Annotated in this window: 9 protein-coding genes; 5 read left to right on the top strand and 4 right to left on the bottom strand. The window is 58.7% G+C overall.

The window, feature by feature from the left end:
• The first annotated feature begins 82 nt into the window (after positions 1 to 82).
• From GFS31_RS04330 to GFS31_RS04345, 4 genes are all read left to right on the top strand, one after another.
• Positions 83 to 1159 carry a YgfZ/GcvT domain-containing protein gene (locus GFS31_RS04330; protein WP_198807035.1) on the top strand — a complete coding sequence of 359 codons (1077 nt, stop codon included), beginning with the start codon at positions 83 to 85 and terminating at the stop codon, positions 1157 to 1159.
• A gap of 70 nt (positions 1160 to 1229) precedes the next feature.
• Positions 1230 to 2291 (top strand): GDP-mannose 4,6-dehydratase, encoded by a 1062-nt coding sequence (gmd, locus tag GFS31_RS04335; RefSeq protein ID WP_198807036.1) that lies wholly within the window; start codon positions 1230 to 1232, stop codon positions 2289 to 2291.
• Between the two features lie 229 nt (positions 2292 to 2520).
• Complete coding sequence (locus tag GFS31_RS04340) at positions 2521 to 2979, top strand: DUF2996 domain-containing protein (RefSeq protein ID WP_198807037.1); 459 nt, start codon at positions 2521 to 2523, stop codon at positions 2977 to 2979.
• A gap of 33 nt (positions 2980 to 3012) precedes the next feature.
• Complete coding sequence (locus GFS31_RS04345) at positions 3013 to 3798, top strand: class I SAM-dependent methyltransferase (RefSeq protein WP_198807038.1); 786 nt, start codon at positions 3013 to 3015, stop codon at positions 3796 to 3798.
• A 178-nt stretch (positions 3799 to 3976) separates the two neighbouring features.
• Here the strand turns inward: GFS31_RS04345 and GFS31_RS04350 are convergent, their stop codons facing one another.
• Positions 3977 to 5254 carry a cyclic nucleotide-binding domain-containing protein gene (locus GFS31_RS04350; protein WP_198807039.1) on the bottom strand — a complete coding sequence of 426 codons (1278 nt, stop codon included), beginning with the start codon at positions 5252 to 5254 and terminating at the stop codon, positions 3977 to 3979.
• Between the two features lie 94 nt (positions 5255 to 5348).
• Here GFS31_RS04350 and GFS31_RS04355 point away from each other — a divergent pair, with 94 nt between their 5' ends.
• Positions 5349 to 5888, top strand: coding sequence for a hypothetical protein (locus tag GFS31_RS04355; RefSeq protein WP_198807040.1), 540 nt, complete (start codon positions 5349 to 5351; stop codon positions 5886 to 5888).
• A gap of 161 nt (positions 5889 to 6049) precedes the next feature.
• Here GFS31_RS04355 and GFS31_RS04360 read toward each other — a convergent pair whose 3' ends face one another.
• The 3 genes from GFS31_RS04360 to GFS31_RS04370 form a co-directional block, all read right to left on the bottom strand.
• Complete coding sequence (locus tag GFS31_RS04360) at positions 6050 to 6793, bottom strand: COP23 domain-containing protein (RefSeq protein WP_198807041.1); 744 nt, start codon at positions 6791 to 6793, stop codon at positions 6050 to 6052.
• Between the two features lie 305 nt (positions 6794 to 7098).
• Positions 7099 to 10587: an AAA-like domain-containing protein gene (locus GFS31_RS04365; protein WP_198807042.1), complete on the bottom strand. Its 3489-nt coding sequence runs from the start codon at positions 10585 to 10587 to the stop codon at positions 7099 to 7101.
• A gap of 327 nt (positions 10588 to 10914) precedes the next feature.
• Positions 10915 to 12099: an NAD(P)H-quinone oxidoreductase subunit H gene (locus GFS31_RS04370; protein ID WP_198807043.1), complete on the bottom strand. Its 1185-nt coding sequence runs from the start codon at positions 12097 to 12099 to the stop codon at positions 10915 to 10917.
• Positions 12100 to 12828: the final 729 nt, after the last annotated feature.

The following is a 12828-nucleotide window of genomic DNA, read 5'->3' on the forward strand; positions in this document are numbered from 1 at the left end:
ACGGGCCTGCGAGGGCTACGACACTTTAACCCCCTGTTCCATCCCAAAAGCGATGGATAACCGATGACGGAAAGCGACTGCCATGACCTCCAAACTGCGTGATATTCAGACGGCCCAAGGTGCTGTGTTTGAGCTACCCCAAGCGCCCCCGCTCCATTTTGGAAATGATGCGGCGGCCCTGGCGGCTGTCACAACGGGGGCGGTGCTGGTAGATCGCTGCCATTGGGGAATTTTGGAGATGACCGGGGCGGATCGGCTGCGGTTTATCCACAACCAAACCACCAATACCTTTACCCAGCGCCAGCCGGGGGAAGGCTGCGACACGGTGTTTGTCACCTCCACGGCCCGCACCCTAGATCTGGCGACGGTCTACCTGGCCGAAGAAAGCCTGTGGATTGTCACCTCCCCTGGTCAGGCTCAGCCCTTGATGGACTGGATGGATCGCTACATCTTTCCGGCGGATAAAGTGGCTTTGGCCAACGTCACCAAATCCACGGCGCTGTTTTCCCTGATTGGGCCTAGCAGTCACGCCCTTGTGCAGTCCCTCGGCGCAACCTTGGCTCCACAGGCTCCCTACGGCCAGCACGAACTTCTCGGCGACCTGGGCTGGCGGGTGGCGGTGGGCAGTGGCCTGGGCTGGTCGGGCTACACCCTATTTGGCCCGATGGACAACGCCGATGCCGTGTGGCAGCGGTGCCTACAGGGCGGGGCCATTCCCGCTGGAGAACGGCTGTGGGAACAGTGGCGCATTCAGCAGGGGCGACCGATGCCGGGGGCCGAACTCACCGACGAGGCGAACCCCCTAGAGGCGGGGCTGTGGCACACCATTTCCTTTGATAAGGGCTGCTATATCGGCCAGGAAACTATCGCTCGGCTGAATACCTATCGAGGGGTGAAGCAGCAACTTTGGGGACTGCGCCTCAGTCAGGGGGAAGAACCCGGCGCTCCCCTATACTTGGGTGACGAAAAAGTGGGACGACTTACTAGCGTGGTCGATACTGCCTCCGGGGTTCTGGGCTTAGGCTATCTTCGCACCAAGGCCGGGGGCGAGGGGCTAACCGTCACCCTAGGGTCATCCACCGCCGAAGTGGTGGAGATTCCCTTGGCTTCACGGGGCTATTTAGCGGAGGAAGCTTCGGCGTCAGCGCCCGACTCCTAGCGAGGTGTGCCCCCGCCGTCCCCGTGAGCCACTATTCCATTAACGAGTCAATTAACGAGATGAGATACTGATGAGCCAATCTAAACGCGCACTGATTACGGGGATTACGGGCCAAGATGGATCCTACCTAGCCGAGTGGCTGTTAGATCAGGGCTATGAAGTGCACGGCATCATTCGCCGCACCTCCACCTTCAATACCGACCGTCTGGATCACATCTACGTTGACCCCCACAGCGAAGACGCCCGCCTGTTCTTGCACTACGGCGACCTGACCGACGGCACCATGCTGCGCCGCATCCTCGAACAGGTACAGCCCCAGGAGGTCTACAACCTGGGGGCACAATCCCACGTGCGGGTAAGCTTTGATTCGCCGGAATACACCACCGACACCGTGGCCATGGGCACCCTGCGCCTGCTGGAGGCGGTGCGCGACTACCAGCAGCGGACGGGCCTAGAGGTGCGCTTTTACCAGGCTGGCTCCTCCGAAATGTTCGGTAAGGTGCAGGAGATTCCCCAAAAGGAAACTACCCCCTTCTACCCCCGTAGCCCCTACGCCTGCGCCAAGGTCTACGCCCACTGGCAGACGATCAACTATCGCGAATCCTACAGCCTCTTCGCCTGCAACGGCATTCTGTTTAACCACGAATCTCCCCGCCGGGGCGAAACCTTCGTCACCCGCAAGATTACCCGTGCCGTGGCTCGCATCGTGGCGGGTCAGCAGAAAAAGCTGTACCTGGGCAACCTCGACGCCAAGCGCGACTGGGGCTACGCGAAGGACTACGTGCGGGCCATGTGGCTGATGCTTCAGCAAGACCAGCCCGATGACTATGTGGTGGCCACCAACGAAACCCACTCCATCCGCGAATTTCTCGATCTCGCCTTTGGCCACGTCAACCTCGACTGGCACGACTACGTGGAGTTCGACCCTCGCTACCTGCGCCCCGCCGAAGTAGAACTGCTGATCGGCGACTCTACCAAGGCCCGCCACCAACTCGGCTGGGAGCCCAGCGTCACCTTCGAGCAACTGGTGCAACTGATGGTCGAAGCTGATCTCGCTGCTGTGGGGGTTGGCCCCGGCCACAGCGATGACATCGCCACCATCCGCCAAGATCGGCTGCACCTGCTGTCCTAGGTGCCGATTCTCTGGAGCGCTAACGCTCCCTGAACGGCCTAGACCAGTGAAGGTTCCCAGCCCCGGCGATTTTTTCTAGGGGGAACGCGCTTTTGGCCAAGGCTTTCCCTTAGTATGGAGTTGTCCCACGCGCTGGGAAGTGGAGTGGGCTTGACCAACCGTCTAGCCGCCCTCCCCGTGGTGAATCAATTCGGTTCAAGATTGGTTGTCGATTTTAGTACTACGCCCTATGGCTGACGAAAAGACCCCCCCTGCGGCTCCTGCGGCTGATGCCAAGCCCGCCGCCAAGGCCCCCAAAAAGGAAAAACCTCCGGCCCTAGAGGATAAGCCCTTCACCGAGTTCATCCAGCAGCATTTTTTGCCCAGCCTAGAAGCCGCTCTGAAGGACAAGGGCATGGGAGATGTGACGCTTAGCTTTGCCCAGCAACCCCTGACCGTGTTTGGAATCACCGACGGCGAAGCCTACTGGCAGGTTAAGGGGCAGTGGCTAGGGGATAGCCGCCAGTTCACCATTGCCTTTACCAAAGACAGCATCAGCAGTCCCAAGCTGTTTTACCTGGCCGATGGCGGCAGCGAACCCAGCACCATCGAGCAGTTCATGGGCGACGAGCGCAAAATCACCCTAGACCTGATGGTGCTCTACACTCTGCAACGGTTGAACGGCCAAAAGTGGTTAGTCCGCAACTAAGCAGGATTCGCCCCTGGGGCTGGCATGGCGGCCATGGCTAATCGCAACCAATCCGCCTACGCCCAGCCCAGCCTGGTTCGCTACTACACTCAAATTCAGCAGCTTCAGCCCGCCGAACAGGGCCTTTGGGCAGAACTACAGGCTCGTCTACCCACCCTGACGATGCTGGATCTGGGCATTGGTGGCGGGCGCACCACCCAGTATTTTTGGCCCCAGGTTGGGCAATATACAGGCATTGACTATTCCCCAGAGATGATTGCCGCCTGTCGCGCCCGGTTTGGGAGCGATGGGCCAAACATGGCCGTGATGGATGCCCGCGATCTGTCTACCTTTGCCGACAACAGCTTTGACCTCATTTGGTTTAGCTACAACGGCCTAGATTACGTCTCCCACACCGACCGTCTGCAAATTTTGCAGGAGGTTCATCGCGTTGGCAAACCGGGGGGTAGTTTTGTTTTTTCCAGCCACAACCTACAGGCCATGGCCCACGTGTTTGACTATCGTCAGCACCTTAGCCTCAACCCCATCACTACCTATGTCGATTTGGTCATGTGGGGACTCTTGCGCTGGTTTAATCGGGGTCTAACGGTTGCCGACTTAGTCAAAGCTGATCACCTCATCCTGCGCGATGAATCCCACAACTTCGCCCTGCAAACCTACTACATTCATCCTGAAGCCCAAATCAAACAGCTTGCCTTCGGCTTTCGGGACATTGAAGTCTACCCCTGGACGCGGCCCGATCCCATCGCAAGCCTCAAGGATCCAGCCCTCGCTATCCCCCTCTGGCTCTACTACCGGAGCACCATCGCTAAAGCCTAGGACATTCTCAGGGGCGGCACTCAAGGTTGGCATGGCCCTTCAACCGTAAAGGGAGTGATGGGTGGCTGACGGACAAAAGATTCTGCGTCGGGCGCAAAACCCTGCCCCTACCGGATTGGGTTCCCGTAGATGGTGCGTTTCCATACCAAGGATCCTCCTCGCTTTAGCGCAGGGAGGGTTAACGAAAGGCTGGAGAGGCCACCCAAAAGCTAATCAAAAATCCAGCAATGGTGGAGAACGTCACGGAGCCGCCGCCCATTTCGTAGGCTTCGGGCATCATGGTGCTGGCCACCATGGCGAGGATAGCACCGCCAGCGGTGGCCTGGGCCACATCCACCACCCAGGGAGTTGTAAACCCGACCATCAGGCTACCCAAAAGGGCCATGAGACCACTCAAGAGAACGGCTCCGCCCCATAGCCCAAGGATGCGTCGGGAGGAGGTTCCGGCCTGCTTCATCCCCAGGGAACTGGACATGGCTTCGGGAATGTTGGAGATAAACACTGCCAGCAAGAAGGATGATCCGGCGTGGCCCACCCCGGCATTGAACCCAATGACCAGGGCTTCGGGAATATTGTCGATGAGGGTGCCCACCAGAATAGCCAGGGGGGCAGAGCTTTGGGCAAGCTCCTGAAATTGATGTTCGGACAGCGGAATATCAACTTCTACGCTGTCTAGAACGCGCTGCCGCCAGTGGTCATCATCGGCGGGCTTGAAGCGAGCGGTGGACTGGGTGGTTTCCCGCAGGCGACGGGCCAAAATGCGGCTGAGCCCGCTAGCCATTTGGGGCGAATGGGTAATCATGGTGTCAAAGTCGCCCTTACCCAGTTCGTAGAGATCCATGGGGGTTTTAGCAATGACGGTGGCGGAGCGATCTTCCCCGGTGAGTAGGGCCATTTCCCCAAACATTTCCCCGGCCCCTAGTTCGGCCATCAGTTTGGAGTCTTTATAAATTTCGGCGTCGCCTTCCACAATTAAGAACATGGCGTTGCCCGGTGCCCCCTCCCGGCAGAGCACCGTCCCCGGCTCTACGGAGAGCGGTTTGAGCAAGGGAATAATGGCCTGCATTTCCGAAGGCGACAGGCTGTGTAAGACTTCGATGTGCTCAATGCGATCCAGCACTTCCGAGGCTTCTTCCTGGCGATGGTGGTAGAGAAAACGCCGGGAGGAGGAGGGGTGGCGGATAAACCCACCCTGGTTGTCGATGTAGTTGACCAGAACCGTAAACAGGGTGCCGCCTAGGGCAAAGCCCACCACCAGGGGCCAAAAACCGCTGCTTTGGAAGACGGGCAGCGTAATATCAAAGGCAATGGCGGAAATGAGGGTGCCACTGCCGAAGGCCATCACTGCCGCTGTGAAGGATCGTCCTGGTTGCCAGCCAATGCCAAGGACGGCCCCCACCAAGAGGCTGGAGGCAGCAAGTAACCCTTGGATCAGGGCGGTTAAGGAAGAGCTCATTGGCGAGATTCACGGGGTTGTATCAAGATTACTCCAGAACGTTACGATTCCTGGCACACTAAGTCCTAGGATTTTATTGGTTCTTTAACTTGCCATGAATCGCGTATCCCGGCGGTTGTCTCGCCCAAACTCTCCCCCCCCAGCTAAGCGTCGTCGTCCAGGAACAGGGGCAGGGCTAGTGATTCTCTGCGGTTTGATCTACAGCCTCGTCGGCTTTTTAGTAACGGCGTTGCCCCCCGTGCCTTGGCTGTGGCCTGTGGTCTTGGTGGCGCTGGGGCTGCACATTGGGGCCGTCTCTTGGATGGCAGCCTCGGCGGGGGGCTGGCTGGCTCGCCTGGGCACTGGCTTACTGCAAACCCTAGCGGCCCTGGGGCTGGTGGTTCCCCTGGCGGTGGCCTTAAACTACATCGGCAGCGACCAACTCAACGACATCGCCGTTTCCGGTGCGATGGGCCAGGTGATCCTCCTGAGCCTGGGGGCCGTGGCAGTGGCCTTGGTGTGTCGATGGGCGACCCATCGTCTCAGCCAACAGTTGCTAGCCCGTCTGCCCCGTCGCCAAATGCGCGGGGTGCTGGCCCTAGTGGGGGTCGTCGGCCTCACCCTGGGCGGCGCGGCTGGGCTGCTGCTGCCCTAGCCCCCCAGCGGGCTGAAGAATCTAGCATTTTTGCTGTCGCCATGACCCTTCTCCCCGGCCCAAAAGCGCGGGAAGGAGGGTATCCGCCCCCAAGCCTTTCCCAGAAAGGGCAGACTACGCCCAGGGAGATGAGGGAACCTTAGGTTTGAGTTGGCCCAGCCCTAGCGGAAGTTATCGGGGTTGAGGGTGCGCCCGCCCGTAGGTTGAGGGGCCGTGGAGGTACCCGTTAACCGTGCCCCCGTGCCCCCATCGGAGGGAGCCAGGAACGGCTGGAGATTAATGGCCCCACCACTCACACGGGTTCCGGTGCTTCCCGACGGTACCCCCAGAATGTTGCCAATCTGACCCAAAATACTGGAGTTGTTTCCATCGGCAAAGGTCGTGACCCCTTCGGTTGTACGACCCTGGTCGGCGCTAGCGAGATTGCCAAACACCTGATCGCGGGTGAGGGTGGGGTCTTGACCGGGCGGCACGGTGAAGACAATGCGGCAACCGGGTGTGGCCTCAGTGGTGACACAGACTGTGTTGTAGCCATTTTCCATGCCTGTATCTAGGGTAAGCAGGCCATCGGGGCGGTAGGACTCTAGACGGGCGCTGATGGCCTCACAGCGGCGCTGGGCAGGCCATGCGGTGCCCATATCCTGGGGAACAGCCCAGGGATACATTTGTCCGGGCTGGCTGCTGGGGGCATACATCACCGTGGGACGGCCCTGGTACATTTGGCAGGCAAAGGAGGAGGCCGACGTGGTTTCGGGGGTGGGTGTTTCGCCTTCTGCGGTGGGTTCAGGGGCAGGATCTGTGGTCTGCGCCAACGAGCTCAGGCTGAGGCCCGTGGCTAGGGTGACGAAGGCTAGGCTAGCGCCAACCGTGAGACGTTTAGACCAAGGGTGTGTGAGGACGGCCATGGGTTTCACTCTCTCAAGTTATAGACAAAAGCTGTGGGCGAACGGATTGCACAAATAAATTGCACAAATAAATTGCACAAACAAACTGCACAAACAGGCTGGAGGGACAGGCTAGGAGCAGGCTAGGGGCTCAAGGTCATAGACCAGGGATGACCTGGCGTTGTTTCTCCTGAAGGCATGGCTAGCCCACTTTATTTAGAACACCCCGATTGATGACCTAGGATGTCATGGTGTTAAAGAACTTGACATAAACACCTTAACCTCTCCTTGAAGTGATGTCTCTAAGCCTTGGGGGTGAGACGATACTAGGGGCAGAGATCGCGGTCGGCCTGGGGCACCTGGGGGTTGGTGCGTAAATAATCGTTCACCCAGGCACAGGCGACGGTGAGGGGATCTAGGGTCAGAATTTCATCGAGGTTCCAATGCACCAGGCTACCATCGTCGCTGATGGAGGTGAGCACCTGGCCATCGGGGCGAAAGGCCACTGCCCGCACTCCAGAGGTATGCCCCTTGAGGGTGGTTAGGGCACGACCTTCCAAATCCCAGAGTCGCACCGTTTCATCTACACTACTGGTGGCCACTAGATTCCCCTGAGGACTAAAGGCCACCCCCCACACCGCTGCCTCGTGGCCATCGAGCGTGGCTACCAGGGATCCATCTTCACTGCGCCAAAGCTTGGCCGTGTTGTCGCCGCTGCCGGAAATAATCAGCGATCCATCAGGGCTATAGGCGACTCGCCAAGCGGCGAACTCGTGACGGAGGGTGTGGAGCAGGGTTCCATCCGGTTGCCACACTTTTACTAGGCCATCATTCCCCGCCGAGGCGATCTGCGTGGCTTGGGGATGGTAGGCCACATCCCAGGCGGGGGCCGTATGGGCGTTCCAGGTTTGGAGCAAATTGCCCTGGATACTCCATCGCCGCAGGATGCCGTTGGTGGTGGTAGCCACGATCTCCTGCCCCTGGGGATGCCACGCCACCCCTAGGATGGGGCCACCGGGCTGGGAAATCGATTGCTGAAGTTGTCCAGTTCGAGCCCAAACCTTGAGAGTGCCATTTTCTCCAGCGGAAAGCAGTTCAGTTCCTGCGGGATAGAGGGCCAGGTTGGTGGTGGTCACCTGCTGGCTGTCCAGAATGTCATAGGTTAAGGCGGTGGCGGATATGCGTACGATGCCTGCCCCAGTCAGGGCTGCCATCAGCGTTTGGCCATTGTCGGCATACAACGCTTTAAGGTAGTGGCCCGCAGGTAATGACTTGAGACTGGTCTGGAAGGTATTGCGGGGCTGCCAAATCCGCACCGTGTTGTCGGCCCCCGCCGAGGCAATGATCTGACCATCGGGACTGAAGGCCACCCCCCAGACAATGGTGCGATGGCCTTGGTAGGTTTGCAGAAGATGGCCTTCGCGGCTCCAAAGCGCAAGGGTTTTATCGCTACTGGCAGAGGCGAAGGTTTGGCCGTCAGGGCTAAAGGCAAAGTCTTCCACAGAGGCTTCATGGTGCCGAATTTCCTTCAGCAGTTGGCCCCCACGGCTCCAGATGCGAATACTTTTATTGATGCTACCGCTAACAATCAGATTGCCATCGGGGCTAAAGGCCAGTCCTTGAACAGGTTCTTGGCCATGCTGCAAGGTGAGAAGACATTCCCCCTGGGCCGTCCATAGGGTAATACTGCCGTCATTTCCCCCTAGGGCAATCGCGTCCTCCACCGGGCTATGGGCTAAGGAGCGCACCCTCGATGGTACTCCCCCCGTATCAATGGCCTCCAACGGTGTCCCATCCACTCGCCATCGATCCACATGATTAGCGGATCCTGCAACCAAGATCGTTTGACTATCGGGGCTAAAGGCCATCCCCCAAATTCCCGAAATCTCCGTGGTCAAGGTTTGGAGTAGATCCCCATCACGGCTCCACAGGTTGACCGATCCATCTTCGCCGGAGGAGGCCAACCACTGGCCATCGGGGCTGAAGCGCAGGGCGCGAATGGTGGACTGGTGCCCCGCGAGGGTGTTGATCCGGGAACCATCTCGGCCCCACAGATGAATGACCCGATCTACCCCCGCCGAAGCCAGACGAGTGCCATCGGGGCTGAAGTCTACCGCCAGAACGGTGGCTTGATGACCATCGAGACGGTTGATCTGGTGAATGGTGAGGATCACTCGTTCTAGGATAGCCCTGGCCTGTTCCTTCAAGGCCGGGGGCACCCGATGCCAGCGTTCGAGCCGTCGCTGACCCCGAATTGCTTCAATCAGGGCATCAAAGTCCTGGTTGGAGGCAAACAGAGCCTCCGCCGTCCGAATGATGGACTGGGCTTCGTTGAGGGATGCCTGTCGATACTGACCCCAGGCCACCAGCCCCAGACTAATAGCCGTCACCATAGCCAACCCCATGCCCGCCAGCAGCCCCCGCTGCCGTTGCAAACTGCGCTGCTGCTCTTGGTTGCGCTGATACTCTGCCGCCAGCCGTCCCTCCATCTCCTGTAGGCGGGCGGTTTCCATGGCGGAGATGGTTTCCTGGCGGTCGAGATCCTGGCTAGCCGCCAAAAAGCGATAGTCCAAATCGCTGAGGCTTTGGCTTTGCGACCACCGCAACATTTCCTGAAGCGCCTGCCCCCGCAGCAACCAGGCGCTATCTCCCCCAGAGGCCGCCCAGGCATTTAGGGCTTGGGAATAGGGCCGCAGGTGATCCAGTTGAGTCTGAATCCAATCTAAGGAAAAGACGGCTTGATAAATCCGGTTCTTGGCTACCAATTGACCCTGGCGCTTCGTCACCAGGCCCGACAGCAGCAGTTCCGTTTGCTCCGGGCTACCGTCCACGGGTACCGAAGTCCCTGGGCTAATCACCCGTTGATAGAGGCTCAGCAACCGGGGCGCACGCTGTTCGTTGTACAGCAGACGGTTGCGAATCGTCCGCAGGTGTTCGGGAATGTCCTGGCTTTCCCAGTTGCCCAGCACATATTCCTGCACCAGGGTTTCTACCCAGGTAGCTTCCGTTCCTGGCGGCAGGCTGAGATCCTCCCTGGCGGCAGAATGACTCAGTTGGGCCACCAACCGACAGAGTTTTTGCGTCAGGAAGGGCTGGCCCCCCGTCCAGTCGAAGATGGCTTTGAGGAGGGCCGTGGGGTGATCCACTTGGTGCTGAAAGCCCACCATCAGCGGCTCAGCCTCATCCAGGCTGAAATCCTCCATGTCAATGGAGCGGCCAATGTTGAAGGGAGTGCGCTGGGGGTCTTGAATCAAATCCGACGGAGTGGCTACCCCAAACAGCACCCAGGTCACGCGGTGGTAGGCGGGCTGGGTCGGTCGTTGCTCGTGACAAGCCCGAATGAAAGCAAAAAAGTCATTGACTGGAAAATCCAGCCCCAGCACGCTGTCTACCTCATCCAGCAGGATAAACAGCCGGGTATTGGGGAGGTGGGCCAAAAGGTCATCCATCAGCAGCCGCAACTGCTGGACTGGGGGCTGATCGGCCCAATCTTGCCAGTGGGCCTTGAGGTCAATGGTGCTCAGCATTTGCAGCCTAGCTACCAGCTCCAGCATCACCCCCCGATACCATTGGTCGTGGGTCACTTGCTCGCTGCCCAGTTGGGTCATATCCAAATAGATGCAGCGATGACCCTGGTGCTCTAGCCGCCGCTGCATCCGCACCCGCAGGCTAGATTTCCCCATCTGGCGGGCGTTGAAGACGTAGCAAAACTCACCCCGATCTAGGGCTTCGTACAGTTCCCGATCCGCCTGCCGCACCACATAGACCGAGGCATCGGCGGCGAGACTGCCTCCAACTTGGTAAATGGTTTCCAAAATGCGCTGTCTCCGCGAGGTGCCTAGCCCAGCGTGATGCCCCTAGCAATTCAGCCCCCGGAGCCCTCACCCCCAGCCCCTCTCCCAACGTGGGAGAGGGGGGCCAGAAAAGGAGAGGGGGGCCGGAAGTTTTTAAAGGCCCTCTCCTTCCTAGGAGAGGGATTTAGGGTGAGGTTCTACTGATCCACCGGAGCCCTTACCCCCAGCCCCCGGAGCCCTCACCCCCAGCCCCTCTCCCAACGTGGGAGAGGGGGGCCAGAAAAGGAGAGGGGGGCCGGAAGTTTTCAAAGGCCCTCTCCCATCGGGAGAGGGATTTAGGGTGAGGGTCTACCGATCCACCGACCCCATGATGATGTCGATGCTGCCGAGGATAGCCATGATGTCGGCGACTTTGACGCCCTTCAGCAGGTGGGGCAGAATTTGCAGGTTGTTGAAGTCGGCGGCGCGGATTTTGAACCGCCAGGGGAAAACGTTGTCGTCACCCATGATGAACACGCCCAGTTCGCCCTTGCCGCTTTCTAGGCGGACGTAGTGTTCCCCAGCGGGGATTTTGAAGGTGGGGGCAATTTTCTTGCCGATGAACTGGTAATCAAAGCCGTTCCATTCCGACTTGGGGCCTTCAGCCATGCGCTTGGCTTCGAGGTTCTCGAAGGGGCCACCGGGGATTTGCTTGCAGGCTTGGCGAATGATTTTCACCGATTCGCGCATTTCCCGAATCCGCACCTGGTAGCGGGCCATGCAGTCGCCAGCAGTTTCGTAGTGGATATCCCAATCCAGTTCGTCGTAGCATTCGTAGTGGTCTACCTTGCGCAGATCCCACTTGACGCCGGAACCGCGCAGCATGGGGCCAGACAGCCCCCAGGCAATGGCTTCATCCCGCGTGATGGTGCCGATGCCCTCGATGCGGCGGCGGAAGATGGGGTTGTTGGTGATCAGCTTTTCGTACTCGTCTACCTTGGGCAAAAAGTAGTCGCAAAAGTCTAGGCACTTGTCGATCCAGCCGTAGGGCAGATCGGCAGCGACCCCACCGATACGAAAATAGTTGTTGTTGATCAGGCGCATCCCCGTGGCCGCTTCCCACAGGTCGTAGATCATCTCCCGTTCGCGGAAGATGTAGAAGAAGGGGGTTTGGGCACCCACATCCGCCAAGAAGGGGCCAAGCCAGAGCAGGTGGTTAGCAATGCGGTTTAGCTCCAGCATGATCACGCGGATGTAGCTGGCCCGCTTGGGCACTTCGATGTTGGCCAGCCGTTCCGGGGCGTTGACGGTAATGGCTTCGTTAAACATCCCCGCCGCATAGTCCCAGCGAGACACGTAGGGCACAAACATCACGTTCGTGCGGCTTTCGGCGATTTTCTCCATGCCTCGGTGCAGGTAGCCGATGACAGGTTCGCAGTCGATCACATCTTCGCCATCCAGGGTGACAATCAGGCGCAGCACCCCGTGCATGGAAGGATGGTGCGGCCCCATGTTGATCACCATGGGTTCGGTCTTAGTTTCAATAATTGACATAGGTCAAACCAAGGATCAGCGGCTATTTGGGGGATATCTTTGAGTATCTTAATGTGGATCGTCCGCCTTGGCGAGATCGTCCACGACGGAAACCGTAATCGTTCTGATAACGGAAAACGATGACGGCAACGGAAGGCAACACCGCAGGCGACGGGGCCAGGGTAGGCGTCGGGCTGGAGGGTGATCTCCCCAGGGCTAGACCGGGAAGAACGCCTATTCATTTGCCCAAAGTTTGTAAAATCTCGAAAAAATACGCAACTCTGACTGTGAAGTTCTCACTAAGATAGAACCTAGAGGTGTGTGTGAACGAGATGGTTTCGGAATGGTTTAGCTGCGTTGATCCTAGGGCCAAAAGGCCCAGGCCACAACGGCTCCGGGAATTTACGCAGGCTCGATTCGAGCTTCAATAAAAGGATGCCCTCCCCCCAGATTGATGCTAATTGTGAACCCAGGCCAACCCCTGATCGCTCCGCTACAATATCTGGGTATTTTAGGAATAGGCCTTGCCTGTTCCTAGATAGTTCTCCCCTTGACGAAAGGGGATGGGGTTTGCATCACCCCGGCAGCACACGCCCGTTCGGAACATAGGTTCAGCAAGGTTAGCCCGGTATCGGTTTCCATGGTCTGTGGTGGTGTGGCCCTTGGCTAGGGGTCACTCTAATGTGCCGCCCGGTCTGGCCATCGATGATTTCCCTGTAGGGTCTCTAGTCCAGCCGAGTCTCTGGTTTT

Source organism: Leptolyngbya sp. BL0902 (assembly GCF_016403105.1).
GTDB lineage: Bacteria > Cyanobacteriota > Cyanobacteriia > Phormidesmidales > Phormidesmidaceae > Nodosilinea.